Here is a 24,808-nt window from a genome sequence, read left to right on the forward strand (position 1 = left end):
AGGGCACATGGCCTGTCAGCTCAGACGACTAGCATGCAGGCGTGGCAGCAAAGCGACCGAAAGTGCCCAGCGAACTACGCCGGCGTGTGCTCATCGAGGCTGGCCACCGCTGCGCCATCCCAACCTGCAAGGCGACTCCCGTGGAGATCGCACACATCGTCCCGTGGTCGAAGGTGCGGAAGCATGAATTCAAGAACCTAATTGCACTTTGCCCAACATGCCACACTCGTTTTGACGACCCACACGGCCCTATAGGCCTGAAAGCCATGCGGCAGTACAAGGCGAACTTGAATCCGCTACTTTCGGGGAATCTCAGCAACCGAGAAGGCCAGGCGGACCGACTCGCAACCTACCAAGAACTTCGGGCATGTTTTGCAGAGTGGATTCCCGCAGAGGCTAAGCATGCAGCAGCTAAATCCCGCAGGGCCTCCCAGCCTGATACAGTCGAAGACCTCAGAACCCAAGCTGTGACCAAGTTCGCCTCGGTTGTGGGAGCTGTGGCAGATTTCCAGTCTGTATGGAAAGAATCCGAAGCGCGCGATCTTGCCGGGGCGATTTTCTATCATGCAGCTGATTGGATCGACGAAGTTAATGAGAGTCGGTTCCCGATTCCTAAACAGCTCGCACGACGCGACATTGCCGAGGAAATCTCCGACGCTTCTGCGCAACTTCACCTAATTGTTTGCGAGGAACTTTCAATGTAGCGGACCTGCGATAGGCGTGGGGTGCGGATGGCTCAACGTACTGTTAGCGCACAAGTCGCGAGCGGCAGCCCCAGCAACGTGGCTCAGAGGCTGGGAGACTGCCCAGGTGGGCGCTCGGAAGTTTTCCCCCAAGTAGACCTCAGGACTCAGGGCACGGCTCCCCTGTTCGCCAAACAGCATTGCGCACCCCGTCCGAAGATGCTGGATGAGGTGCGCATGCGGATTGATTTCAGCTCAGAGCCCGCAGTGCTGCCACAGACGAGACGAGGCCCGTGCGCTCCAGGCTCTCAATTAGGTCTGCGACCACAAGAGGCGGCTTCTTGCAACCATCGGCTATCTGCTGAAGCACAGCGTAGATGATCTGCGGGTTAAGGTCGATCTGCGCTTCCAGGAATGCGTCTGGATGGATTGCTTCCACATCCCAGGGGGCCAAGGCCTCTTGCGGGAAATCTTTAAGGTTAAAGGTGACAATGACTTGAGCCTTGGCGCGTATCGCTGCTGCCAGGACGTGGCGATCATCGGGATCCGGGAGTCGTATGGCTTCAATTAGGGGCTCGTATCCAATGACCATGCAGTCCCGAATCGCAGCCTTCATTGCAACGCGGGTCCGATCTAGTTTGCCTTCATCTAGATCGGGCCTTTTGGCCTTCAGGTTTCGGAAAGTTTCGTCAAGGATTCTATCCGTCCATTTCGCCTGCACCAGGCCTGCGGCACCAACACGGATAAGCACGTCACGCAGGACGCTCGGGTAGAGCACATTAGCGTCATAGATGGCGACGAAAGCCATTGACTACATCATTCCCATCTCCTGGCCGAGCTCGGTGAGCTCATCGGCGGCAGTGCGACGCCTCAGGTCGTCCTGCTGCTTGTACTCCATGAGTGACGAAGCCTTGATCCTGCGGTGAGTCCCCACGTGTCGATACTCGATCTCACCGGCGTTGAGAAGTCCCACGAGGAACGGTCGGGACACGTTGAGCATGTCAGCCGCCTGCTGGGTGGTCAGTTCCGCGTCTGCTGGAACCACGGAGACACCGCGACCTGCTCCCAGATGGGCAAGCAGGCCGGCGAGGAGCTCTACAGCCTCACGGGGCAGCGTCAGCTGCTCTGGCTCGCCGTCCTCGACCGTGACGGTGATCTCGCGGCGGTCCTTGTGGGCCTCCAGGTAGCTACGGACACGCTGTAGGGCCCGGTTGGTGGAGGCGGTCTGCTCCGGGGGGATCGTCACTGGCCTGATATCTGTCTTGGTCATTTCGCACCCCTCGCTGCTCAGGTAGGCGGCGCGCCTACGACCGACGGCTACAGTATCTGAAACAGTCGAAATAAGCGCAACATCTGGAAGCCGCCACCGTGTGGCTGGAACCTGTGGTGCACGGCGCTGAACAGGCATTTCGTGGTCTGTTCGCACGCTCGTGCTGACAGTCAAGCCGCACTCCTTGCGCCGACTGTGTTGCCAGACACGGTGGGGGCCCTGGCCTATCAGGCTGGGCGTGCCCGGCGGCCGAGCCTGGGCAGCCATGGGCGCCGAGGTCCCCGGCAGGTATCGGCAGCGCAGCCTCTGTGCCCACGTGACCGCAGGGTGATATCCAACTGGCTCTTCTGCGAGCTGTGGCCTATTCGTGGACCGACAAGGGCTCGGCTTGCCGCCCGTAGGTTGCTGACCTGGAGAGACTCATGAGAACACACGGGGCCTCCGGAGCCGCGTGCCGTGAGCGGCATTATGGTCTCGAGAGCACCCACGTCACGGCTGCGGCCGATGGTGCTGCGCTTGTCTTCACGTGGGACGCGGACGCGTGGATCGAGGTGCGGAACCTTGGGGGAGAGGTCGTCATCGAGGCCAATGCCGCGGGTCTCAGGACGCTTGCCGGGCATCTGCTCGTGTTGGCCGGCGATGGGGTTCACGATGGCGCCCACCTGCACCTCGAAGACAGCAACGGACTGGAGGACGGGTCCGTGGGCTTGGTCTTGGAGCGCTGCGACGAGGAGTGAGGGCACCGGGCCAGCCGCCGCCGGAGCTGACATCCGCGGGTGACATCAACGCCGGTGAACACTGACGGTGGCGGGCGGTCGCGCACAGGCGTCGGGTCCTGGGGGTGGAGGGGCGAGGAGCGGGCGCCGGGCGAGCTTACAAAGCAGATGTCGGCGGTTCGAAACCGTCCGCGCCCACCGGTCAGAAGGCCCCCGCCAATCACGGCGGGGGGCCTTTGACGGCTAAGAGCGACGGCAATGGCTACTCGGCCGCCGTCGGCGGCGCAGCAGCCGGTCCCGTGCTCCATGGCCTCCCGCCGGCCGCTGTCGGCCACGAGGTGCCACCCCGGCCGCGAACAGCAGGCCTCGTAACGGCCTTCGCTGCGTTGCCAGATGCTGCCGACGCTGTCTGCGGGAACCCGGCGCGAGTGACCCTCGGTGCAGCTCGGGTGGGCGGGTGTTCGCGGCGGTTCACGCCGTCCTCCGACCGCCGGGGTTGTTGGCGATGGCGGAGCAGTACTCGTACGGCTTCAGGCCGGCCGCTTCCGTTCCCCCGGCCAGGACTTGTCCGGCCGATCACCTTCGGAACCGGAGTGGATCCATCGTGAGCGCTCAGGGAGGGGGTGCTGTGGAGCGGGATATTCAGCTGGTGCGGGACTTGGTGGCGGCATCGCCGGGCTTCGAGGGCCTGTTCGATGCACACGTCGTCAACGAGGAAGTCCAATTCGAAGCAAGCCACCACGTTGTAGGGGGTGGTGGCCCATGCGGTGCTGATGCGTTCGGGTCGGTGGCCGCGCGCTGTATGGACCGTGCGTGAGGGGACCCGTACTGTGTGCGAATGGAGTGGGGGACTCTGGCCGTAGCCGCAGTCGGCGCTGTTTTTGGGATCGGGGCGACGTTGCTCACGGACGTCTTGCGTGCGCGCCGAGAGAAAGATCAGCTATGGGCCGAAACGAAACGCATGGTCTATGTGCGGTTCCTGACCTCCCTGGCTCAAGCCCATAGCCGCATGACACAAATGGCCTATCAGGAGGAGCACGGGGCCGCAAGGCAGCAGGCGGTGCATGATGCCTTCCTCAATGACCCGCAGTACTCCGATGCCAAGTCTGTGCTCCGGGAGTTGGCCCTGGCTGCGCCTGATCACGTCTACCGAGCGGCTGCGGCGGTCTACCAGCAGCTTCGCGAAGCTCGCGATTTACTCGTCGTGCATGCGGCGGGAGTTGAAGCGCCTGAGTACCAGCGCGTCATAGGGCCGTTCTTTGCGGATTTGGAGTCTCTGCAGCAGTTGATGCGAGACGATCTCCAGCCGCCGGTGTACCGGCGCATCCGGTCAGGGAGTGAGCAGAACAACGCTCGATAAGACCTCCGGCCGACCGTTTGTCGCTCCTTCCACGCCCGTTCCGCGAACGGCGTCGGTCGGGGCGTGGGGGTGGGGGGTGGAGGGCAGTCAGTCAGGGCTGGGTGTGGGGAGGTGTCGGCGTGGGGTGGATGGGGTGGCTGGGGCGGGGGTTTGAGCGGCGGCGGGGGGTGGAGCGGGAGCGGTTGCTGGCTCAGGTGGAGGGTGAGGGTGGGGGGAAGTACGTTGACTCCGGAAGGGGCGGGGGGCGGCGGGATGAGTTCACGGTGCTGCTCGTGGAGTACTACGCGTACGGGCTGACGCAGGCGCGCAGCAGTTTTCTGGCCAGTCAGCTGTTCGCCGGGTTCGGGGCCGGGATTTTGCTGTTCGGGGTGGCGCTGGCCGTGTGGAAGGCCGAGGGCGGTGGGGATCTCTATCTGGGGATCGTGACCAGTTCGGTGGGGGTGGTGGTCGCGCTGATCGGGCAGCTGTTCCATCGGCGGGCCGATCTTGCGCTCCGGCACATGGCCGAGCAGGCCGCCTCGCTGCGGGACGACCGGCGGGCGGCCGAGACCACCCGGCAGGCTGTGCAGCTGATCGCCGAGGTTGGCGATCCGGTGCTGAAGGCCCGGCTCCAGGCGGGCCTGATCATCAAGCTGTCCGGGGCCGCGCTGCCGGAGGCATAGTGGGGGTATGTGCCGGAGCATCAAGACCCTGCGCCCGCCCGCCCTCCCCGAGAAGGCCACCGAGGAGGAGATCCGGGCCGCCGCCCTGCAGTACGTACGGAAGGTGTCCGGGTTCCACCACCCCGCGCCGCACAACCGGGAGGTGTTCGACGCCGCGGTCGACGCGGTGGCCGATGCGACCCGGGTGCTGCTGGACGGGTTGCAGGTCAGGGGGCGGGCTGCCGTTCCTTCCTAGGGGGTGGAGGCCGGGCGGCGGCGGAGCAGCCAGACGGCTGCGCCCAGGGCGCCGGCGGCGAGGGAGCCGCCGATCGCGATTTCGCCGGGGCTCATCCGGCCGATGCTGCCGCCCGTGCCACCGCGGGCGGCACCCGGGGTGACCTGGAGTGACAGGGTGACCCGCTGGCCGCCCGTGCCGCCGCACTCGAAGATGACCTGGTGCGCCCCGGCCCGCGCGTCGCGGTAGACCGCGGCCGTGCCGAACAGGTTGGTGGCCTCCAGATTGCCCGGGGTCAGCGATACGTCGCCGAAGGCGCTCGACGAGGCCTTGCCGGTCTTGGTGCCGCAGCCCGCGAGGTTCAGGCCGACCCGGCCCCCGGGAGCCACCGTGTTCGGCGTCAGGGAGGCGGAGGGGATGGCGTACGCGGTGACGGGGCCGACGGCGATGATCAGGGTCGTGGCCGCGAGGGCCACCAGTTGGCGGCGGCGGTGCGTGGAGGGCATGGCGGGACTCCTCTGGCTCCTGAGTGCACGGCGCGGCCAGGGCACGGATGCGGCACGGGCGTGCCACGGATTGCGCACCGTGTTCAGGACGCTAGGAGCCCTCTCCCGGCGCGGCGATCGGGGCCGGGTGAACGGGTGAGGGTGCTGCTCCGCCCGGGGGAGGCCGCAGGGGGCTCAGCGGGCTCAGGGCGCGGCAGGTGCCGGGGCGGGGCGGCGCACCAGGTAGGCCGCCAGGGCCCCCGCTGCGAACAGGGCGACCAGGGACACCGCCGTACCGAGCCAGGTCGCGCCCAGCCACTGGGTGCCGAAGTAGCCCAGGGCCACGCTGTACCCCGCCCAGGCCATGCCCGCCAGGACGGACCAGGGCAGGAACTCCTTCACCTTGCGGTGCATCTTGCCCGCGCCCAGGGACACCACCGAACGTCCCGCCGGGGCGAACCGGGCGATCACCACCAGCGCACCCCCGCCCCGCGCCAGCGCCGTGCCCAGCCGCTCCTGCGCCCGGGTCAGCCGGCGCGACCGGGCGATGGCCCGGTCCAGCCGGGCGCCGCCGCGCCAGGCGAGCCGGTACGCCGCCAGATCGCCCAGCACCGAGGCGGTGGTCGCGATGACCAGCAGCGCCATGATGTCGGGCACCTGCTCCGGAACCGGATCGGTCGAACCGGCGGCCCCGGCCGCGGCGGCTGCGGCGGCAGCCGCGATCACCAGGACCCCGCTCGGCAGTACCGGCAGGAACACATCAAGCACCACGGACAGGGCCACCAGCCCGTAGATCCACGGGCTCGTGGTCAACGACCCCACAGTCTCAAACAAAACAGGACTCCCCAGTCCGGTTGGCGTGCCTCGGCAGTGAAGGCCGCGACGTCGCGGGGGAGCGGCAGGGGCGGCTGACAGCCATACAGCGTACGCCGCGAGGACACGGCGAATCCGGGCGGGGGCCGCCTGCGTGTCCACGGACCGGACGGCCGCCCCCTCCGGCCGCCGCTCACCGGCTCTCGTCAGCTCCCGGTGAGCTCCCGGTCGAGCACCTGGACCAGGCGCGCGCCCTTGCCCGACAGCCGTGCCTGATCCAGCCGGAGCCGGGCCGTCCGGCCGGACAGAGCCAGTGTCATCAGCTGATTTCCGAACCACGGGCCGCCCGTACGCCGCCATGCCACCGGGGGCCGGCCGGTCCGGCCGTGTTTCGCCAGCAGCCTGCCCAGCCACCGCCCGGTCCGCGACCAGCCCAACCGGAACCCCAGCTTCACGGCAAGGTGAATCGAGTTGTGCACCGGAGAACATGTCAACTGGAAGACCCGGGCGGTGCTGGGTATCAGTGGTTCCGCCACATAGGCGTGGTGCACATCGCCCGACAGCACGCACACGGTCGCCGGAGCCCGCGGGCCCGTCCCCACCTCCTCGACCAGATCGCTCAGCGCCGCGAACGATGCCGGGAACGCCGCCCAGTGCTCCAGATCGCTGCGCCGCCGCAGGTTCTCCCCGATGCGCGCCCAGCGCTCCCCGCGCTCCCCGCGGCACAGGGCCGCATTCCAGCCCTCCGCGTCATGGATCAGCGGAGGCATCAGCCAGGGCAGCGAGGACCCCACCAGCAGGTGGTCGTATCCGCCGTGGCCCGCGAGCGCGTTCTCGCGCACCCACTGCTGCTCCGCCGGGTCGAGCATGGCTCTTCGGTCCTCGGTCAGGACCCGGGCCGCCCTGGTGTCCACCATCAGCAGCCGGACCCGCCCGAAGTCCCGCCGGTAGCTCCACCGCACCGAGGCCGGATCGGCATCCGCCTCGGCCGCGAACGCCCGCAGCACATCCGTCCCGTCCGGGGTGTTCCGGACCGCGGCGTAGAGCGGGTCCGCCGCCAGTTCGGCCGGGGAGAGATTGCCCAGGTGCTGGTACACCCAGTACGACATCAGCCCGCTGACCACCCGCTCCTGCCACCACGGGGTGGCCCGCATCTCCGCCAGCCAGGCGGCGCTGGTGTTCCAGTCGTCCACCACATCGTGGTCGTCGAAGATCTGCAGGCTGGGCACCGTCGACAGCAGCCACCGGATCTCCGGGTCCAGCCAGGACTCGTCATAGAGGCGGGTGTACTCCTCATAGTCCGCGACCTGGGCGCCGGGCGGTTCCCGCAGGTCCCGCCGGGCCGCCAGCCACCGCCGGGTCTCCCGGGACAGCTGGTCCGCATACACCTGGTCGCCGAGGAGCAGCAGCAGATCGGGCCGGTCGGCCTGCGGGGCGGCGGCCAGCTGCGCCGCGAGGGTGTCCAGCGCATCCGGTCCGTGCGGCCCGCGGGAGCCGGCCGGCGGTGCGGCCTGCCGGCAGGAGCCGAAGCTGATCCGCAGCCCGGGCGCGGGGCGGCCCGGCCCCTCCACGGCCGGGGTGGTGATGGTGCTCGCCGGGAACCGGCTGTCGGGCAGCGGCCAGACCCGGACGCCGTCGAGCAGCACCTCATATGCCGTGGTGCCGCCGGGGGTGAGGCCGGTCACCGGGACCAGGGCGTAGTGATGGCCGGCGATCTGGAAGGTGCGCACGCTCCCGCCCGCCCCGTCCGCGCAGCGCACTTGTGCGGTGCACGGGCGGTCGGTCTCGACCCACACCGTCGCCGCGGCACCGGTGTCCCAGTCGACGTGCCTCAGCAGCGGTCCCAAGCGCAATCCGGCCATGCAACTCCCCCTCTTCCCTCGCCCCTTGAACCCATGATTCACGGTACGCGGCAGAGGGGGAGCGCGGCTCCCCCGGGCAGGGGAGAGATCCTCCCCCGCGTGGGGGAGATTCTCAGCAGCCGTTCAGGACGCCCTGCAGGGCGCTCTTCTCGGCGCTGTCCATGCTCAGGCCCCAGTACTGCTTCACGTGGACCCAGCTGCGCGCGTAGGTGCAGCGGTAGGCGGTCCGGGACGGCAGCCATTCGGCCGGGTCGAGGTCGCCCTTGGCCTGGTTGACGTTGTCGGTGACGGCGATGAGCTGCGGACGGCTGAGGTCGTTGGCGAACTGCTGGCGCTTGCTGGTGGTCCAGGAGTTCGCGCCGGACCGCCAGGCCTCGGAGAGGGCCACCACGTGGTCGATGTCGAGGTCGCTGGCGGCGTACCAGGTGGCACCGTCGTACTCGGAGTACCAGCTGCCGCTGACGGCGGCACAGGAGGAGTCGGTGACCACGCCCACGCCGTCGCGCTTGAGGACGGTCTCGCGGGTGTTGCAGGAGCCGGAGACGGTGCTCCAGTGCGGGAACAGGTCACGGCTGTAGCCGCTGGAGGAACCTTCCGCCTTGGGGGTGACCGTGGCCAGGTAGGCGCGGGCCGCGGCGGCGCTGATCGGGGTGGGAGGGGCGGCCTGGGCGGCCGGGGCGGTGATCAGAGCGGTGACGGCAAGGGCGGCGACTGACGCGAGCACGCCAATACGACGCGCGTAGAACGAGGGCATGGGCGACATGGGGACTCCCTGGATGCGGGGGGTTGGGCGGCCGTGCGACCCCGTCGGGGCCCGGCCATGGTGGCGGCGCCAGGTGTCACGGGGATGGGCGCCAGATGACAGCGTGACGACATGGGCACGTCACATCAAGTCGCGCAACGGCCTCTACTCAAGCGGAAGTTGATATTCCGGCCCGGATCGGCGCCAAGGCCGGGATCAAGGGGCCATTCCGGGCGCGCCCCGGTCTCGCGTACCCTGTACGGAGCAGAAGGGGAGTAGCTCTTCGCCGGACCGTCGACATACTGCTGGGTCATCCCAGCCGGCGCCCGGAGGCAGGCCGCGTCGGCGGCAGGCCAGCGAGACCTTCGGCCGCAGTGTCCTTGTACGCAGTACGCAGCACGTCGTACGCACAGGGAGCTGTCGGGCCGAAGCGACCCCTGAAACAGCTCAGGTCCCTCGGTGCGGCAGCGCCCTGCCGACCGATTGAGGTTTCCTGCCCGTGATCAGCTTCAGCATCCTGGCGATCGCCTTCGGCGTCGTCTTCCTCGCCGAGCTCCCCGACAAGACGGCCCTGGCCGGCCTGATGCTCGGCACCCGCTACCGCGCCTCCTATGTCTTCGCCGGAGTCGCCGCCGCCTTCGCCGTGCACGTCGCCCTCGCGATCGCCGCCGGAAGCGTCCTCACCCTGCTGCCGCACCGCCTGGTCCAGGCCGTCGTGGGCCTGCTCTTCCTCGCGGGCGCCGTCATGCTGCTCATGAAGAAGAGCGACGGGGACGAGACGATCAAGGCGCCTGCCGACCAGTCCTTCTGGAAGGTGTCGGGGGCGGGCTTCATGCTCATCCTGGTCGCCGAGTTCGGCGATCTCACCCAGATCATGACCGCCAATCTGGCTGCCCGCTACGACGACCCCGTCTCGGTCGGCCTCGGTGCGGTCCTCGCCCTCTGGGCGGTCGCCGCCATCGGCATCCTGGGGGGCCGCACCCTGATGAAGTACGTGCCGCTGAGTCTGATCACCAAGATCGCCGCGGCCGTCATGGCCGCCCTCGCCGCCTTCTCCCTCTACGAGGCCATGGCCGGCTGACCGGCCGTCGGCGGGTGGGGCCGCCGGTCAGGCGGCGGGCGCGTGCACCGTCAGGCGGATCGAACCGTCCTCGGCCGGCTCCACCCGGACCGCCCTCAGGTCCGCCACGTGCACCGTCGGGCCGTGCTCGCCGGCCCGCGGGCCCACGCCGACCACCCGCATGCCCGCCGCCTGACCGGCCGCGATCCCGGCGGCCGAGTCCTCGAAGACGATGCAGTCGGCCGGGTCCACGCCCAGCTCGGCGGCGCCCCGCAGGAATCCCTCCGGGTGCGGCTTGCTCGCGGCCACGCGCTCGGCCGTCACCCGCACCTCCGGCATCGGCAGCGCGGAAGCCGTCATCCGGGCGGTGGCCAGCGCCTCGTCGGCCGAGGTCACGAGTGCGTGCGGCAGCTCGCCGAGCGCCGCCATGAACTCCGGTGCACCCTCCACCGGGACCACCCCGGCGGTGTCCGCGGTCTCCCGCGCCAGCATCACGGCGTTGTCGGCGTGGTTGAGCTCCATGGGCCGGTCGGGCAGCAGGATCGCCATGGTCGCGTACCCCTGGCGGCCGTGGACCACCTTGAGGGCCTCTTGTGGGTCGAGTCCGTGCGACTCGGCCCAGTCCCGCCAGCAGCGCTCCACCACCGTGTCCGAATTGACGATCGTGCCGTCCATGTCCAGCAGCAGCGCCTTGGCGGTGAGGACGACGGGGGCAGAGGCGGAGGCGGTACTGGCCGGCATCGGCGGGGCTCCAGAGGGGCGGGGAAAGAGAACAAGTGGTTCCGTCCACCGGTCAGGGAGTGCGGACGGAACCACTTTGTTTCTTCACTATACAAAACAGAGGGCGTACTGCGCCACTGCGGCAGCCCCCGGACGTCCCGCCCCGCCGCTCAACGGGCCATAACCGGGCATACCGCTCAGGATGGAGGGGTGGACCAGCCCTGAGGAGGACGTCCATGGCTCAGGAAGCGACCCCGCCGGCCGTGGACCCCGGCCCCCGCCCGCAGTCCGGTTCCGGCGCCGACCACACCTCGCGCGGGATCCTCGCCTCGATCGGCGCGCTGATGCTCGGCCTGCTGATCGCCGCACTGGACCAGACCATCGTCTCCACGGCTCTGCCCACCATCGTCAGCGACCTCGGCGGCATGGACCACCTGTCCTGGGTGGTCACCGCCTATCTGCTGGCCTCCACCGCCGCCACCCCGCTCTGGGGCAAGCTGGGCGACCAGTACGGCCGCAAGAAGCTGTTCCAGGCCGCCATCGTCATCTTCCTGATCGGCTCCGCCCTCTGCGGTCTCGCCCGGAACATGCCCGAGCTCATCGGCTTCCGCGCCTTGCAGGGCCTGGGCGGCGGCGGACTGATCGTGCTGTCGATGGCCATCGTCGGCGACATCGTCTCGCCCCGGGAGCGCGGCAAGTACCAGGGCCTGTTCGGCGCCGTGTTCGGCGCGACCAGCGTGCTGGGGCCCCTGCTCGGCGGACTGTTCGTGGACCAGCTGTCCTGGCGCTGGGTCTTCTACATCAACATCCCCATCGGCATCGTCGCCCTCGTCACCATCGCCGCCGCCCTCCACATTCCGGTGCGCTCCGAGAAGCACACCATCGACTACCTCGGCACCTTCCTCATCGCCGCCGTCGCCACCTGCCTGGTGCTCGTCGCCTCCCTCGGCGGCAGCTGGGGCTGGGGCTCGGCCCGGATCATCGGCCTCGCCGTCCTCGGCGCCGTGCTGCTCGTCGCCTTCATCCGGGTGGAACGGCGCGCCGCCGAACCCGTACTGCCCCTCAAACTGTTCCGGATCCGGACCTTCACGCTCTGCTCCGTGATCAGCTTTATCGTCGGCTTCGCGATGTTCGGCGCGATGGTCTACCTGCCGACCTTCCTCCAGGTCGTCCAGGGCGTCTCACCGACCCTGTCCGGCGTCCACATGCTGCCGATGGTCCTCGGCATGCTGATCGCCTCCACCGCCTCCGGGCAGATCGTCAGCCGCACCGGCCACTGGAAGGTCTTCCCCCTCCTCGGCACCGCCGTCACCGCCCTCGGCCTGCTCCTGCTGCACCAGCTCCACCGCACCAGCTCCACCTGGGAGATGAGCATCTACTTCTTCGTCTTCGGCACCGGCCTCGGCCTGGTCATGCAGGTCCTGGTGCTCGTCGTCCAGAACGCCGTCAGCTACGCCGACCTCGGCGTCGCCACCTCCGGTGCCACCTTCTTCCGCTCGATCGGCGCCTCCTTCGGCGTCGCCATCTTCGGCACCGTCTTCACCAACCTCCTCGACGACCGGCTCGCCGCCTCCCTCGCCGGAGTCACGCTGCCGGCCGGCGCGAGTGCCGCCCGGCTCGAAGCCGACCCCAGAGCCATCGGCCAACTCCCCGCAGAACTGCAAGCCACCGTCCTGGACGCCTACGCCACCTCCATCACCGATGTCTTCCTCTACGCCGTACCGATCGTGCTCATCGCCTTCGTGGTGGCCTGGTTCCTCAAGGAGGACAAGCTGCGTGCCTCGGTGACCGCACCCGATGTGACCGAGACCCTCGCCTCCAACCCGGTCGAGCGCAGCTCCCGCGACGAGGTCGCCCGCGCCCTCTCGGTGCTCGGCACCCTGCAGGGCCGGAAGCACATCTACGAGAAGATCACCGCGAAGGCGGGCTACGACCTGCTGCCCGCGGCCAGCTGGCTGCTGCTGCGGATCGCCCGGTACGGCTCGGCCGAGCCCGCGCTGCTCGCCGAGCGCACCGCGGTACCGCTACGGGCCATCACCGATGCGGCCCGGCAGATCGAGGAACGCCGGCTCGCCGTCCGCGACGGGCTGCCGCTGGTCCTCACCGACCAGGGCCGTGAGGTGGCCGGACGGCTGGCCCAGGCACGCCAGGAGTCCCTCGCGGAGCTGTTGGGCGACTGGTGGGGCCCGGACCGGCCGACCGACCTGGTCAAGCTGGTCGAGGAGATCAACAGGGAGCTGTGCGGCTCGGACTCGGAAGAGCCCTACGACCACCCGCCCCGCCGCGACCACGCCGCGCCCTGAGCCGCCGGGCGGCGGTCCGCCGAGCTCGTCAGACAGGCTCGTCAGACGAGTCAGACGAGTCAGACGAGCTGCTTCTCGAACCAGTGCTCCGCATACGGGCCCGAGTTGTACGCCGGTATTTCCGCGTACCCGTGTTTTGCGTACAGGCTTCGGGCCTCCACCAGATCGGACCGGGTGTCCAGCCGCACGCGCACCGCGCCCAGCGCACGGGCCGCCTCCTCCAGGGCCGCGAGCACGGCCGCCCCGCCGCCGGTGCCGCGGGCGCCCGGCGCGACGTACACCCGGGTGAGCTCCGCCGTGGCCGGATCGAGCAGGCGTATGCCGCCGCAGGCCGCCGGCTCGCCGCCGAGCCGCCCCACGACGAACCGGCCGGTCGGCGGGACCAGGTCGTCGGCGGGGTCGTCCAGCATTCCCTGATCGATCTCGGCCTCGGTGACGGAACGCTTCCAGTAACGGCCCGCCACCTCGGCGTAATAGGCGCGCCGCAGCGCAGTGGCGTCCGGGGTGGTGAAGTCCTCCGGGGCTGCGGACCAACTGCTCATGTGCGTGTTCATGGCGTCGATTCTGGAGGCCCTGCACTCCGCGCCGCATGGAATATCCACATCGCCAGGCCGATGATAGGAAAAAGGGCCATTCCTACAGTTCTCTTCTACGGAGGGTGTGATCCGTCATGTCGGAGCATCCGGACTGTGCCGTCATCCGCCGCGGCTACGAAGCCTTCGGTAAGGGCGACATGGCGACCCTGGGCTCGCTGATGACGGCTGACGTCATCCACCACGTGCCCGGCAGCAACCCGATGTCCGGGCACCACAAGGGCCGGGAGGCCGTCCTGGGGCTCTACCGGCGCCTGGGCGAGGAGACCGCCGGCACGATGCGCGTCGACCTGGAGCGACTGCTCGCCGACGGCCGCGGGCACGTCATGTCCTTCCACATGTTCCGGGCCGACCGCGGTGACCGCGGCCTGGAGATGCACGAAGGGCTGTTCTTCACCCTCGTCGGCGGAAAGATCACCGACATCGACGAGTGTGTGGAGGACATCGCGGAAGCCGACGCCTTCTGGAGCTGAGCGCCCCGCCCCCGGTACGAAGAGGGGCGCGGACTCGCCGCGCCCCTGCTCCGTTCAGCCCTGCTCCGTTCAGCCCTGCTTCGGTGCCGCCTGCTGTACGACCTCGAAGGACCACAGCGTGGACCCCGAGGCCGCCGGTGCCGGCCGCTCGCCGCCGCCCGCGCCCGCGCCGCCGCCCTGGTGGGCGGCCTTCATCGGGCCCTCCATCCACGCCTGGAACGCGGCCTCGTCCCGCCACCGCGTGTACACCAGGTACTGGTCCGTTCCCTCCAACGGCTTGAGCAGCTCGAACCACTCGAACCCGTCCGAGTTCTCGACCGAGCCCGCGCGCGCCGCGAACCGCTGTTCCAGGACCTCCCGCTGCTCCGCAGGGACCGTCAGTGCGTTGATCTTCACGATGCTCATGCGGCCATCCTAGGGAAGGCTGTCCACAGGACAGGCCGGGTCCGGTACCGGCCCGGGATATCGTCGTCCCGGGTACATGGACGCGGCAGCCAGGCGAAGTCGGGGTTGCGGGCGACAGGGCGGGAGGCCGGCGGGGCGTGGCTAATGCGGCGGAACACAGGGGTGCGAACGGTCATGCCGGGGTCATAGGCCCTGGTGGCGCGCGCGGACGGCTGGGCGCCGCGCGGGTTCTGCTGTGGGGGCTCGCCGCCGTGCTGGCCGTGCGACAGGCGGCTTCCGTGCTGCGGGTGCCACCGGGGGAGTGGCTCTCCGGCCTCTATCTCCCCACCCTCACCGGCTCCCTCTACGACGGCGGCCAGTTCACCGGAACTCCCTTCGCCGGGATGGTGCTGAAGCCGCTGGCAGGGCTGGCCGACCAGTCCTTGGAGGTGGCCTGGACCCTCGCCACCCTGCTGCTGGTCGCCGCCGTGGGGCTGGTGGCGGCGCGCGGACTGCCCGATCCCGTGCCCCGGCGCACCGCCCTGCTGGCCGCGCCCGTGCTGGTCGCCCTGATGATGGTCTCGCTGCCCGTCCGGGAGGCCGCGTTCCCCGGCCAGACCGCCGTGCTGCCCGTGCTGCTGGTGCTGTTCGCCGTCTTCCGGGTCCCGGGCGAACGCCCCGCCGGCTTCCTGATCGGTCTTGCCGCCGCCCTCCAGCCCGCGCTGCTGCTCTTCGCCCCGCTGCTGTGGGTGACCGGCCGCCGCACCACCGCCCGGGCCGGCGCCGTCACCTTCACCGGCGCCACCCTCCTCGCCTTTGCCGCGCTGCCCCGCGATTCCTGGACGTACTGGGTGGACCACCTGGCGGGCACAGGGCTGGGCGGCAGTCCCGAGGGGCTCGCCAACCAGTCCCTGCACGGGGCGCTGCTGCGCCTGGGGTTCTCCGGACCGGTCGAGATCGGCCTGTACCTGGTCCTGGCGGGCGCCGCCGGGTACATCGGCCTGCGCCGGGCCGTCCGGTACGCCCGGGACGGCCAGCTGCTGCTCGCCGTCGCCGTCACCGGCTGTCTGGCCGTGGCCGTGTCCCCCACCGGCTGGCGGCATCAGCTGCTGTGGGTGCTGCTGGCGGTGGCCGGGAAGGTGGGCCGGAGGGCTGCGGACCGGCCGGTGTGGCCGGTGGCGGTGGTGCTGGTGATCACCCTGCCCAGCCAGGTGCTGCTGCCGAACCTGGCCGCGCTGGCCCCCGTACGCGACAACGTACTGCTGCTGATCGCCCTGCTGGCGGCCTGTGTCGTGCCGTTCCTGCCGCGCAGTTCGCCGTACTGGCGGGAGCCGGTGCCCACCTCGTACGGTCAGCCGGCCGCCGCCCGCTGGGCGCGGATCCCGCTGCTGCCGTTCTGGCGGCGGGTGCTCAGCCGCCCCAACCTGCTGCTGGAACTGCTGCTGATCCGGGTCGGGTACTCCCTCTACTCGCACATCCGGGCCGCCGCGCCGAACAGCCGGACGCTCGCCGAGGGGAACGCGAGCTCGATCCTCTCCCTCGAGCAAACGCTCGGCATCGACATCGAGTACGCCGTGAACCGGGTCGTGGCGCGGACCGGCTGGCTGGAGGGCTTCTTCAATTTCTACTACACCTCCTTCCACTTCCTGGTTCCGCTGAGCATCCTCGCCGTCCTGTACTGGCGGCGGCCCGCCGACTACCGCTGGGCCCGCGCCTCGCTGGGCCTGGCCACGGTGATCGCGCTGTTCGGCTTCTGGCTGTTCCCGCTCGCGCCGCCGCGCCTCATGCCCGGTCTCGGCTTCATCGACACCGTGCACGGGCCGCAGGATCTGGCCAATCCGCAGTACGGGCCGATGACCGCGATCTCCAACCAGTACGCGGCGATGCCCTCGCTGCACTTCGGCTGGTCGCTGTGGTGCGGGGTCGTGATCGTGATACTCGCGCCGAAGGCCTGGCAGAAGCTGATCGGGGTGCTGCACCCGCTGATCACGGTGTGCGCGATCGTCGCCACCGCCAACCACTGGGTGCTCGACGCGGTGGGCGGCGCGGTGGTGGTCGGGGCCGGATTCGGCCTGGTGTACGTACTGTCCGGGCCGCGTCGGCTCCAGTTGCGGATGCCGGCCCAGCGGTCGGCCGCGCAGGAGGTCAGAGCCCCCGCCAGAACCTGAGGCCGGTGGCCGGTGGCCGGTGGCCGGTGGCCGGTGGCCGGAGGCCATGTCGAGTCAGTGCAGAAGGGGTGCCCATGCCGAAGGGGTGCCGGGGTGGATGGACCGCCCCGGCACCCCTTCGGTGGATCGCCGCGTCCTGTCATGATCCGCCCGGCGTGCCGGGCGCGCCAGTCGAACGGCCCCGGGGGCCGGGGCGGTGCCGTCGGCTGTCCGGCCACCCGATGGACGGCAGGGGCGTGGGCGTGGGAGGAAGGACCCCTGCCGTCCCGGACTGCCAGGTCAGCCGTGGGTGACCTGGAGTTCCTTGATTCCGTTCAGCCAGGCCGCCCGCAGCCGCCGCGGCGCGTCCCCGGTCAGCCGCAGGTCCGGCAGGGCGTCCGCCAGCGCGTTGAAGATCAGGTCGATCTCCAGGATGGCCAGGGACTTGCCGAGGCAGAAGTGCGGGCCGCCGCCGCCGAAGCCCAGGTGGGGATTCGGGTCGCGGGTGATGTCGAAGACCTCGGGGTCGGTGAAGACCTCCGGGTCGTGGTTGGCGGAGGAGTAGAACATCCCCACCCGGTCGCCCGCCTTGATCTTCTGGCCGCCCAGCTCGGTGTCCTGGGTGGCGGTCCGCTGGAAGGAGACCACCGGGGTGGCCCAGCGCACGATCTCCTCGGCGGCCGTGGCCGGCCGGGTCGCCTTGTAGAGCTCCCACTGGTCGGGATGGGTCAGGAAGGCGTGCATGCCGTGGCTGATCGCGTTGCGGGTGGTCTCGTTTCCGGCCACCGCCAGCAGCAGCACGAAGAACCCGAACTCGTCCGAGCTCAGATTGCCCTGGCCCTCGGCGGCGACCAGCTGGGTGACGATGTCCTTCGCCGGGCACTCCTTGCGGTCGGCGGACATGTTCATGGCGTAGCCGATGAGCTCCATCGCCGCCTCGGCGCCGACCTCCTCGGTGATGGCGTACTCCGGGTCGTCGTACGCGATCATCTTGTTCGACCAGTCGAAGATCTTCGCGCGGTCCTTCTGCGGTACGCCGATCAGCTCGGCGATGGCCTGGAGCGGCAGCTCGCAGGCGATCTGGGTCACGAAGTCGAAGCTGCCGTCGCCGGCCGCCGTCTTCGCCTCCGCGACGATCTGCCCGGCCCGGTTGCGCAGCGCCTCCTCCAGTCCGCGGATGGCCCGCGGGGTGAAGCCGCGCTGGACGATCTGGCGGACCCGGGTGTGTTCCGGCGGATCCATGTTCAGCATGATCAGGCGCTGGGCATCGATCTGTTCGCGCTGGATGTGCTCGTTAAAACGGATGATCGCGGTATTGGCGGTGGAGGAGAAGAGCTCCGGGTGGGTGGAGACGTATTTGACGTCCGCGTGCCGGGTGACGACCCAGTAGCCCTCGTCGTCGAAGCCGGTGATGCCGCGCTGCTGGGGGCACCACCAGACGGGGGCGGTCTGCCGCAGCCGGGCGAATTCCGGGAGGGGGACGCGGGCCTGGAGGAGATCGGGGTCCGTGGCGTCGAAGCCGTCGGGCAGCGCGGGGCAGGTCATCGGGCAACTCCAAGTCTGACGGCCCATCAGAAACTGTCCTGAAGGTAGTAACGAGTTCTAGAACTGACAAGGGTCTTTGCGCCACCTGTTGTGCGGTGACGTCTCTGCAACGGTGCGTGTGGAATCCGTGCAAGTCGCGTGCAAGACCCTTGCGTGCGGGGCCTCCGGGCCATTAAGACTGCGGAGAGAACTAGAACGCGTACTAGTTCGGTTCAGGGCGGGGCGCCGGGACGGCCCGCCCGCTGTGGCGCTGTACAGAGGTGCAGGAGAGGACGAGCTCATGGCCGCGGAACCCGTCATCGTCGAAGCCGTACGGACCCCCATCGGCAAGCGCGGCGGCGCGCTCGCCAACCTCCATCCCGCCTACCTGCTGGGCGAGACCTACCGCGAACTGCTCGCCCGTACCGGCATCCGGCCCGACTGCGTCGAGCAGATCGTCGGCGGTACGGTCACCCACGCCGGCGAGCAGTCCATGAACCCGGCCCGCAATGCCTGGCTCGCGATGGGGCTCCCGTACGAGACCGCCGCCACCACCGTGGACTGCCAGTGCGGGTCCAGCCAGCAGGCCAACCACATGGTCGCCAACATGATCTCCGGCGGAGTCATGGACATCGGCATCGCCTGCGGGGTCGAGGCCATGAGCCGGGTGCCGCTCGGTTCCGGGTCCAAGCACGGTCCGGGCAAGCCGTTCCCGGACGAGTGGAACGTCGATCTCCCCAACCAGTTCGAGGCCGCCGAGCGGATCGCCCGCAACCGCGGGCTGACCCGCGAGGACGTGGACCGGCTCGGGGTGCTCTCCCAGGAGCGGGCCGGCGTCGCCTGGGCCGAGGAGCGGTTCAAGCGGGAGACCTTCGCCGTGCAGGTGCCGACCACGGAGGAGGAGCAGGCCGCCGGACAGGGCATGTGGCGGCTGGTCGACCGGGACGAGGGCCTGCGCGACACCAGTATGGAGGCCCTGGCCCGGCTCAAGCCGGTGATGCCGACGGCCGTGCACACCGCCGGGAACTCCTCCCAGATCTCCGACGGCGCCGCCGCCGTGATGTGGGCCTCACGGAAGATGGCCCGCGCGCTCAAACTGAGGCCGCGGGCCCGGATCGTCGCCCAGACCCTGGTCGGCGCCGATCCGCACTACCACCTCGACGGGCCGATCGACGCGACCCGGGCGGTGCTCGGCAAGGCCGGCATGTCCCTCAAGGACATCGACCTGGTCGAGATCAACGAGGCCTTCGCCTCCGTGGTGCTCAGCTGGGCCAAGGTCTTCGACCAGGATCTGGAGAAGGTCAACGTCAACGGCGGGGCCATCGCCCTCGGTCATCCGGTCGGCGCGACCGGCGCCCGCCTGATCACCACCGCGCTGCACGAACTGGAGCGCCGCGACAAGGAATTCGCGCTGATCACGATGTGCGCCGGCGGCGCGCTCGCGACCGGCACGATCATTCAGCGTCTGTAGCTCTTCGCCCGTGGGTCCTCCGGACCGGGCGGGCGCCATCGACCCTGTGGGATGGGATGCGGAAGGCCCTGGTGGCCGGACCTGGGGAGGCCGGCCGCCGGGGCCTTCGTGTGTCTGCCGCCCGCCATGATCGAAGTAGGGTGGTCCGTCGGGCGTGATCACTCAAGAGAGAAGATGGGCAAGGAAGTTGCATCGCATACGTACGAAGGTGGCGCTCGGTCTGGTGCTGTCCGCGGGTCTGGTGACCGGGTGCTCCGGAGAGGCGGAGCCCGGTGCCAAGGCCGGCGGCGGGGAGACGGGGAAGGTCACGGAGTCCGCGCCCGCGACGCCGAAGGGCCCGGCCTACCAGGGCAAGCCGGTGCCCGGGCTGGCCGCGCAGCCGGCCTGGAGCCTGACGGCCGAGGAGGCGGGGAACTGCGCGAGCAAGGCGTCCGAGAAGGAGACGTCGCAGCCTGACATCTGCACGGTCGGGGACGCCGTCATCGTCACCGGCTACCGCAACGGGCAGCCGGGCACGAAGACCTTCACCGCCCGGCTCCTCGACGCCAAGAGCGGCAAGCTGCGCAAGAGCTTCGAGTTCGCCGTTCCCGAGGACACCAGCGGGTCCACGTCCTCCCCGACGGCGGCCACCGCGCAGGTGGGCGAGTGGCGGGACGGTTCGCCGGCCCTGCTGATCCGCAACCACGTCGTCACCCCGGCGGACGGCCTGAAGAAGGCCTCGTCCCAGACCGTGCTGACCATGTACGCGCCGTCCGGCGAGAAGCTGGGGAGCTCGTCCTTCGACGGGGACGACCACATGTCCACCCCGGTCCGGCACGGCTACCTCGTGGACGCCGGTGCCTCCGGCGGCGCCAAGTTCATCCCGATCGGTGACGGGGAGACCCTGACGACCAAGGCCTCGCACCTCGATCTCCGGGGGGCGGTCGGCTCAGGTCTCGGCTACTCCTCGCAGGGGGACATCTCCTTCCAGCCGTCCGCCGAGTGGCTGACCGCCACGGACATCCGCACGGGCAAGAAGGTGTGGAACACCAAGGACCTCGCGCCGCCGGCCGCCATCGCCAAGCTGGTCACCCCGACCAAGGCGACCAGTGCGCGGCTGATGCCGTACCAGGGCGACAAGGCCCTCCTCGAATGGTCCTCGTACGGCGATTCCCAAGCGGTCATGACGCTGATCGACGTCAAGAGTGGCCGCCGGCTCGCCGAGGGGCCGGGCATCGACACCAACGGCACCATCGATGACGACGGCCTCGCCGTCTCCCCGGACGGCAAGACCGCCGTGGTGCAGTACGGCAAGGGCGCGGTCGCCTGGAACACGGAGACCGGCAAGGAACTGTGGCGCCAGGCCGCGGACGAGGTGAACATCATGCCGCGCGCCCTCCCGGGCAACGGCGTCTTCTACGCGTACCTGGACGGCAGCGCAGCCGCGCTCGACGCCCGTGACAAGAAGCTGCTGGCCTCCGGGATCGAGGAGATGCCGCAGTTCACGACGAACGGGTACGCCGCCGTCCGCGGCCCCGAGGGCCTCTTCATCTTCGCCACCCAGCCCGTCTGACGGGTGCGCCGGACATGCAAAAGCGCCCGGCCGGAGGGTTCCGGCCGGGCGTTTTCGTGTGTCTGCTGTGTTGCCGCTGGTGGCTTAGTACCAGTGGTTGGCCTGCCAGAAGTTCCAGGCCTCGACGGGGGAGCCGTAGCGCTCGTTCATGTAGTCCAGGCCCCACTTGATCTGGGTGGCGGGGTTGGTCTTCCAGTCGGCGCCCGCGGAGGACATCTTCGAGGCGGGCAGGGCCTGCATCAGGCCGTAGGCGCCGGAGGAGGCGTTGGTGGCGGTGAAGTCCCAGCCACTCTCGTGCTTGACGATCTTGTCGAAGGCGGCGAACTGGGCCGGGTCCTTGATCATCTGCTGGGCGATCGCCTTGGCGCTCGTCGGCGCGGCCTGAGCCGGAACCGTGGCGGCCAGCATGGAACCGGCGGCGGCGAGACCGACGACGGTGCCAGCAAGGGTCTTCTTGGAGGTGGCGATGCGGCGGATGACAGAAATGGACACGGATGAGCCTTCCGTAGGGAACAGGACCGTCGCGGCATGCCGAAGACATGCGTGAGCCACTCACGCGGTGGAGAGGGGTTCGTCCGGCGGGGGGCGGGAGCCCCGGCCGCCTCGGCGACATCACCAGTTAGCCAGGCCCCGGCAGCCCTGGCAACGTCCCCTCCTACTAGGAAGGATCGGAGGAAGACCGGAACCGGGTGCGCGGACGGCGGTACGGGGGCGGGCCGGGGCCTACGGGGCCGGGTCGTATGTGACGTGGGTCCTGTGGGCCGCCTCACCGGGTACGGGCGGTTTTGTCGCTTTCTGTCACCTCTTGTACCTGTTCTTGGGGTGTGTCCTGGGCCACTCCGACCCCTGTTTCGAAGGTGGCGGAAGCATCGAACGATGCTTTCCGAGTCGCCCGGCGCAGAGCCTTCAGCAGGGTCCCGCCCAGCGTGAGGGTCAGTACGACGGTCAGCGCGGCCCGGCCCAGATCCCAGCCGAGGGAGGTTGCGAGGCAGTACGCGAAGAAGCGGGCCAGATTGGCGGGCACCGGGTCGCCGGGGTGGAAGGACAGCCCCTGGTCCATGCCCTGGAGGAGCACCCAGCCCTGCAGGTTCATGACCGTGCCGTACGCGAAGGCGCCGAGGAACCCGTACGCCGCGAGCATCCACCGCTCGGCCCGGCCGCGGATCCGGTCCGGGCCGGGCAGCAGCCCGGCGCCCAGCGAGAACCAGCCCAGGGCCAGCATCTGGAACGGCATCCAGGGCCCGACCCCGCCGGTCAGCAGGGCGGAGGCGAACATCGTGACCGCGCCCAGGACGAAGCCGAAGCCGGGGCCGAGGACCCGGCCGCTGAGCACCATCAGGAAGAACATCGGCTCCAGGCCGGCGGTGCCGGCGCCGAGGGGGCGCAAGGCGGCTCCGACCGCGGCGAGTACGCCGAGCATGGCGACGGCCTTGGCGTCCATGCCGTTGTCGGCGATGGTCGCGACGACCACGCCGACGAGGAGCGGCAGCAGGGCGGCGAACAGCCAGGGAGCGTCCTGGGAATGCGCGAGTCCGGACTGGCGGTCGGCGAGGAGGGGCCATCCGAAGGCGGCAATGCCGATGAGGGTGACGAGGAGAAGGGCGGCGGCGGCGCGGGGGCCGATGCGGAGGGGGCGGGCGGGGCCCGCTGTGTGCGGGCGGGTCACGGGGTGGGCTCCCCGGTGGGGGCGGTGGGGGCGGACGGGGGCGGGGAGCTGCGGTAGGTGCGGCCGGGGCGGGGTGGGGGTGGTGTGGTTGGTGCTGTTGGTGCGGTGTGTGGGGTGGGGTGGGTTGCGAGTGCGGTTGCCACCTGGGTCACGGTGAGCCAGGGGTCCGGCGCCAGGATCTTCGAGACCTGTGGGGCGAAGGCGGGCGAGGACACGACCACCTCGGCGGTCGGACCGTCCGCGACGATCTCGCCGCCCGCCAGGATGACCACCCGGTCGGCCAGCTCGGCGGCCAGCTCCACATCGTGGGTGGCCAGCACGAGGGCGTGGCCCTCGGCCGCGAGGGAGCGCAGGATCTCGGTCAGCCGGGCCTTCGCGGCGTAGTCCAGACCTCGGGTCGGCTCGTCGAGCAGCAGGAGGTCGGGCTTCCCGGTCAGGACGAGGGCCAGGGCCAGTGCGAGCCGTTGTCCTTCGGACAGGTCGCGGGGGTGGGTGTCGTCCGGGACGTCCGGCAGCAGCGCGGTCACCAGCGTGCGGCAGGTGCCGGGGGCCGCGCCGGCGTCGGCGTCCGCCGCCTCGCACTCGGCGCCGACGGTGTCGGCGTAGAGGAGGTCGCGGGGCTCCTGGGGGACCAGCCCGACCCGGCGGACCATCTCGGCGGGTGAGGTCCGGTGCGGGGTGACTCCGCCGACGGTCACGGAACCGGAGGCGGGCTCCAGCATGCCGACGAGGGTGGCGAGGAGGGTGGACTTGCCGGCGCCGTTGCGGCCCATGAGGGCGATGGTTTCGCCGGGGTGGATGGTGAGGTTGATGTTGCGGAGGGTTTCCGTGCGGGTGCTGCCGCGGCGGACGGTGAGGGTGGTGGCCGTGGCCGTGGCCGTGGCCGTGCCGGCCGTGGCCGTGCCGGTCGCTTTGGTGGTGGGGGTGGCGGTGGGCGGGGTGCGGCGGAGGCGGGCGAACAGGCGGGGGCGGGGGCCGGGGCCGCTGCCCGGGGCTCTTCCCCCACCCCGCCCCTTCCCGAAACCGGTGGCTCCGCCCCCGGACCCCCACTGCCCGGCGGCTGCGCCGGCGGGCACCTGCGGTGCGGCGGCTGCGCCCGCGGGCTTCGGGTGGGGGGCGGCTGCGCCCGCCGAGCCCCGGTCGGTGCGGGCTTCGCCCGGCACCTGCGCAGCGGCTGCGCCTGCCGGCGCCTGAGGTGCGGGGGCTGCGCCCGCCGGCTCCGGGTGGGCGGGGGCTGCGCCCGCGGGCCCCCGCTGCCCGGCGGCTGCGCCAGCCCGCACATGCCGTGTCGGGGACGGGAGGTGTTGGCGGAGGGTGGGGGCCTGGTGGCGGGCGTTGCGGATGGAGAGGGGGAGGGGGTGCCAGCCCGCCAGCCGGCCCAGGGCCACCACCGGCGGGAAGACCGGTGAGACGGCCATGATTTCTTCCGGGGTGCCGAGGACCGGCGCCGCGCCCGGTCCGGGCATCAGCAGGATGCGGTCCGCGTACTGCACCACGCGTTCCAGGCGGTGCTCCGCCATCAGGACGGTCGTCCCCAGGTCGTGGACCAGCCGCTGGAGCACCGCGAGGACCTCCTCCGCCGCAGCCGGGTCCAGCGCGGAGGTCGGCTCGTCCAGGACGAGGACACGCGGGTGCGGGGTCAGGACCGAGCCGATCGCGACCCGCTGCTGCTGCCCGCCCGAGAGCGTGGCGAGCGGCCGGTCGCGGAGCTCGTTCAGGCCGAGCAGGTCCAGGGTCTCCTCCACCCGCCGCCGCATCACCGCGGGCGGCAGGCCCAGCGACTCCATGCCGTAGGCGAGCTCGTCCTCCACCACGTCCGTCACAAAGTGCGAGAGCGGGTCCTGGCCGACCGTGCCGACCACATCGGCCAGCTCCCGCGGCTTGTGGGTACGGGTGTCCCGGCCCGCGACCGTGACCCGGCCGCGGAGGTGGCCGCCGGTGAAGTGCGGCACCAGGCCGGAGACCGTGCCGAGAAGGGTCGACTTGCCGACACCGGAGGGCCCCACGAGGAGGGTCAGTTCGCCCTCCGGGATGGTCAGGTCCACGGAGGAAAGGGTGGGAGCGGGGGCACCCTCGTAGGTGACGGACACCTGATCGAAGCGGATCAC

At 70.2% G+C, this 24,808-nt stretch carries 24 protein-coding genes; 11 read left to right on the forward strand and 13 right to left on the reverse strand.

The genetic code is table 11. The features are described 5' to 3' along the window. Positions 1–86 precede the first annotated feature (86 nt). The gene (locus DEJ50_RS23390) at positions 87–704 is read left to right on the forward strand and encodes an HNH endonuclease signature motif containing protein (protein WP_223838160.1); all 618 of its coding nucleotides are present in this window, start codon (positions 87–89) and stop codon (positions 702–704) included. A gap of 229 nt (positions 705–933) precedes the next feature. Here DEJ50_RS23390 and DEJ50_RS23395 read toward each other — a convergent pair whose 3' ends face one another. Together DEJ50_RS23395 and DEJ50_RS23400 are read right to left on the reverse strand one after the other, a co-directional pair. Continuing rightward, entirely contained in the window at positions 934–1,491 is a 558-nt protein-coding gene (locus DEJ50_RS23395; RefSeq protein ID WP_150210042.1) for a PIN domain-containing protein, read from the reverse strand. Between the two features lie 3 nt (positions 1,492–1,494). Then, the gene (locus DEJ50_RS23400) at positions 1,495–1,953 is read right to left on the reverse strand and encodes a helix-turn-helix domain-containing protein (RefSeq protein ID WP_150210044.1); all 459 of its coding nucleotides are present in this window, start codon (positions 1,951–1,953) and stop codon (positions 1,495–1,497) included. Between the two features lie 422 nt (positions 1,954–2,375). On the opposite strand from DEJ50_RS23400, the gene DEJ50_RS34765 reads away from it, so the two are divergent. From DEJ50_RS34765 to DEJ50_RS23425, 4 genes are all read left to right on the forward strand, one after another. Continuing rightward, positions 2,376–2,690 carry a hypothetical protein gene (locus tag DEJ50_RS34765; protein WP_223837881.1) on the forward strand — a complete coding sequence of 105 codons (315 nt, stop codon included), beginning with the start codon at positions 2,376–2,378 and terminating at the stop codon, positions 2,688–2,690. A gap of 817 nt (positions 2,691–3,507) precedes the next feature. Continuing rightward, positions 3,508–4,029 (forward strand): hypothetical protein, encoded by a 522-nt coding sequence (locus DEJ50_RS23415; RefSeq protein ID WP_150210048.1) that lies wholly within the window; start codon positions 3,508–3,510, stop codon positions 4,027–4,029. 263 nt (positions 4,030–4,292) lie between these two features. Next, positions 4,293–4,691: a TRADD-N-associated membrane domain-containing protein gene (locus DEJ50_RS23420; protein ID WP_223837882.1), complete on the forward strand. Its 399-nt coding sequence runs from the start codon at positions 4,293–4,295 to the stop codon at positions 4,689–4,691. Positions 4,692–4,698: 7 nt separating this feature from the next. Next, entirely contained in the window at positions 4,699–4,926 is a 228-nt protein-coding gene (locus DEJ50_RS23425; protein WP_150210050.1) for a DUF2277 domain-containing protein, read from the forward strand. On the opposite strand, the gene DEJ50_RS23430 is transcribed toward DEJ50_RS23425, so the two are convergent. The 4 genes from DEJ50_RS23430 to DEJ50_RS23445 form a co-directional block, all read right to left on the reverse strand. Beyond that, positions 4,923–5,411 (reverse strand): hypothetical protein, encoded by a 489-nt coding sequence (locus DEJ50_RS23430; protein WP_150210051.1) that lies wholly within the window; start codon positions 5,409–5,411, stop codon positions 4,923–4,925. The genes DEJ50_RS23425 and DEJ50_RS23430 overlap by 4 nt on opposite strands. Positions 5,412–5,594: 183 nt before the next feature. Beyond that, entirely contained in the window at positions 5,595–6,224 is a 630-nt protein-coding gene (locus DEJ50_RS23435; protein ID WP_150210053.1) for a DedA family protein, read from the reverse strand. A gap of 185 nt (positions 6,225–6,409) precedes the next feature. Then, a complete protein-coding gene (locus DEJ50_RS23440) occupies positions 6,410–8,065 on the reverse strand; it encodes an alkaline phosphatase D family protein (protein ID WP_150210055.1) in 1,656 nt (551 codons plus the stop codon). Positions 8,066–8,177: 112 nt separating this feature from the next. After that, positions 8,178–8,819: an HNH endonuclease family protein gene (locus DEJ50_RS23445; protein WP_150212312.1), complete on the reverse strand. Its 642-nt coding sequence runs from the start codon at positions 8,817–8,819 to the stop codon at positions 8,178–8,180. 487 nt (positions 8,820–9,306) lie between these two features. Between DEJ50_RS23445 and DEJ50_RS23450 the strand changes: the two genes are divergently transcribed. Then, complete coding sequence (locus tag DEJ50_RS23450; RefSeq protein WP_150210057.1) at positions 9,307–9,888, forward strand: TMEM165/GDT1 family protein; 582 nt, start codon at positions 9,307–9,309, stop codon at positions 9,886–9,888. A 27-nt stretch (positions 9,889–9,915) separates the two neighbouring features. Here DEJ50_RS23450 and DEJ50_RS23455 read toward each other — a convergent pair whose 3' ends face one another. After that, positions 9,916–10,608: an HAD-IA family hydrolase gene (locus DEJ50_RS23455; RefSeq protein ID WP_150210059.1), complete on the reverse strand. Its 693-nt coding sequence runs from the start codon at positions 10,606–10,608 to the stop codon at positions 9,916–9,918. Positions 10,609–10,823: 215 nt separating this feature from the next. Here DEJ50_RS23455 and DEJ50_RS23460 point away from each other — a divergent pair, with 215 nt between their 5' ends. Continuing rightward, positions 10,824–12,890 (forward strand): MDR family MFS transporter, encoded by a 2,067-nt coding sequence (locus DEJ50_RS23460; protein ID WP_150210061.1) that lies wholly within the window; start codon positions 10,824–10,826, stop codon positions 12,888–12,890. Between the two features lie 59 nt (positions 12,891–12,949). Here DEJ50_RS23460 and DEJ50_RS23465 read toward each other — a convergent pair whose 3' ends face one another. Continuing rightward, on the reverse strand, positions 12,950–13,444 hold the full coding sequence (locus tag DEJ50_RS23465; protein WP_223837883.1) for a GNAT family N-acetyltransferase: 495 nt from the start codon (positions 13,442–13,444) through the stop codon (positions 12,950–12,952). 116 nt (positions 13,445–13,560) lie between these two features. Here DEJ50_RS23465 and DEJ50_RS23470 point away from each other — a divergent pair, with 116 nt between their 5' ends. Next, positions 13,561–13,956, forward strand: a complete 396-nt coding sequence (locus tag DEJ50_RS23470; RefSeq protein ID WP_150210063.1) for a nuclear transport factor 2 family protein — start codon at positions 13,561–13,563, stop codon at positions 13,954–13,956. A gap of 69 nt (positions 13,957–14,025) precedes the next feature. Here DEJ50_RS23470 and DEJ50_RS23475 read toward each other — a convergent pair whose 3' ends face one another. Continuing rightward, complete coding sequence (locus tag DEJ50_RS23475) at positions 14,026–14,361, reverse strand: antibiotic biosynthesis monooxygenase family protein (RefSeq protein ID WP_150210065.1); 336 nt, start codon at positions 14,359–14,361, stop codon at positions 14,026–14,028. A gap of 185 nt (positions 14,362–14,546) precedes the next feature. On the opposite strand from DEJ50_RS23475, the gene DEJ50_RS23480 reads away from it, so the two are divergent. Further along, positions 14,547–16,508, forward strand: a complete 1,962-nt coding sequence (locus tag DEJ50_RS23480; protein WP_223838162.1) for a bifunctional glycosyltransferase 87/phosphatase PAP2 family protein — start codon at positions 14,547–14,549, stop codon at positions 16,506–16,508. A 279-nt stretch (positions 16,509–16,787) separates the two neighbouring features. Here DEJ50_RS23480 and DEJ50_RS23485 read toward each other — a convergent pair whose 3' ends face one another. Further along, on the reverse strand, positions 16,788–18,032 hold the full coding sequence (locus DEJ50_RS23485) for a cytochrome P450 (protein ID WP_150210067.1): 1,245 nt from the start codon (positions 18,030–18,032) through the stop codon (positions 16,788–16,790). Between the two features lie 280 nt (positions 18,033–18,312). Here DEJ50_RS23485 and DEJ50_RS23490 point away from each other — a divergent pair, with 280 nt between their 5' ends. Next, positions 18,313–19,482: a steroid 3-ketoacyl-CoA thiolase gene (locus tag DEJ50_RS23490; RefSeq protein WP_150210068.1), complete on the forward strand. Its 1,170-nt coding sequence runs from the start codon at positions 18,313–18,315 to the stop codon at positions 19,480–19,482. Between the two features lie 187 nt (positions 19,483–19,669). Next, positions 19,670–21,034 (forward strand): PQQ-binding-like beta-propeller repeat protein, encoded by a 1,365-nt coding sequence (locus tag DEJ50_RS23495; protein ID WP_150210070.1) that lies wholly within the window; start codon positions 19,670–19,672, stop codon positions 21,032–21,034. A gap of 84 nt (positions 21,035–21,118) precedes the next feature. Here the strand turns inward: DEJ50_RS23495 and DEJ50_RS23500 are convergent, their stop codons facing one another. From DEJ50_RS23500 to DEJ50_RS23510, 3 genes are all read right to left on the reverse strand, one after another. Then, complete coding sequence (locus DEJ50_RS23500) at positions 21,119–21,526, reverse strand: transglycosylase SLT domain-containing protein (RefSeq protein WP_150205503.1); 408 nt, start codon at positions 21,524–21,526, stop codon at positions 21,119–21,121. 274 nt (positions 21,527–21,800) lie between these two features. Next, positions 21,801–22,700, reverse strand: coding sequence for an ECF transporter S component (locus DEJ50_RS23505; RefSeq protein ID WP_150210072.1), 900 nt, complete (start codon positions 22,698–22,700; stop codon positions 21,801–21,803). Next, complete coding sequence (locus DEJ50_RS23510) at positions 22,697–24,808, reverse strand: ABC transporter ATP-binding protein (protein ID WP_150210074.1); 2,112 nt, start codon at positions 24,806–24,808, stop codon at positions 22,697–22,699. Before DEJ50_RS23510 ends, DEJ50_RS23505 begins: the two co-directional genes overlap by 4 nt.

This window comes from Streptomyces venezuelae, from assembly GCF_008642295.1.
Taxonomy (GTDB): domain Bacteria; phylum Actinomycetota; class Actinomycetes; order Streptomycetales; family Streptomycetaceae; genus Streptomyces; species Streptomyces venezuelae_C.

Bases quoted from the DNA above. Each gene is read 5' to 3' on its own strand.
- DEJ50_RS23395 (WP_150210042.1), bottom strand. From the start codon at position 1,491: ATGGCTTTCGTCGCCATCTATGACGCTAATGTGCTCTACCCGAGCGTC.
- DEJ50_RS34765 (WP_223837881.1), top strand. From the start codon at position 2,376: ATGAGAACACACGGGGCCTCCGGAGCCGCGTGCCGTGAGCGGCATTAT.
- DEJ50_RS23425 (WP_150210050.1), top strand. From the start codon at position 4,699: ATGTGCCGGAGCATCAAGACCCTGCGCCCGCCCGCCCTCCCCGAGAAG.
- DEJ50_RS23465 (WP_223837883.1), bottom strand. From the start codon at position 13,444: ATGAACACGCACATGAGCAGTTGGTCCGCAGCCCCGGAGGACTTCACC.
- DEJ50_RS23460 (WP_150210061.1), top strand. From the start codon at position 10,824: ATGGCTCAGGAAGCGACCCCGCCGGCCGTGGACCCCGGCCCCCGCCCG.
- DEJ50_RS23475 (WP_150210065.1), bottom strand. From the start codon at position 14,361: ATGAGCATCGTGAAGATCAACGCACTGACGGTCCCTGCGGAGCAGCGG.
- DEJ50_RS23445 (WP_150212312.1), bottom strand. From the start codon at position 8,819: ATGCCCTCGTTCTACGCGCGTCGTATTGGCGTGCTCGCGTCAGTCGCC.
- DEJ50_RS23455 (WP_150210059.1), bottom strand. From the start codon at position 10,608: ATGCCGGCCAGTACCGCCTCCGCCTCTGCCCCCGTCGTCCTCACCGCC.
- DEJ50_RS23490 (WP_150210068.1), top strand. From the start codon at position 18,313: ATGGCCGCGGAACCCGTCATCGTCGAAGCCGTACGGACCCCCATCGGC.
- DEJ50_RS23415 (WP_150210048.1), top strand. From the start codon at position 3,508: ATGGAGTGGGGGACTCTGGCCGTAGCCGCAGTCGGCGCTGTTTTTGGG.
- DEJ50_RS23400 (WP_150210044.1), bottom strand. From the start codon at position 1,953: ATGACCAAGACAGATATCAGGCCAGTGACGATCCCCCCGGAGCAGACC.
- DEJ50_RS23440 (WP_150210055.1), bottom strand. From the start codon at position 8,065: ATGGCCGGATTGCGCTTGGGACCGCTGCTGAGGCACGTCGACTGGGAC.
- DEJ50_RS23430 (WP_150210051.1), bottom strand. From the start codon at position 5,411: ATGCCCTCCACGCACCGCCGCCGCCAACTGGTGGCCCTCGCGGCCACG.
- DEJ50_RS23470 (WP_150210063.1), top strand. From the start codon at position 13,561: ATGTCGGAGCATCCGGACTGTGCCGTCATCCGCCGCGGCTACGAAGCC.
- DEJ50_RS23485 (WP_150210067.1), bottom strand. From the start codon at position 18,032: ATGACCTGCCCCGCGCTGCCCGACGGCTTCGACGCCACGGACCCCGAT.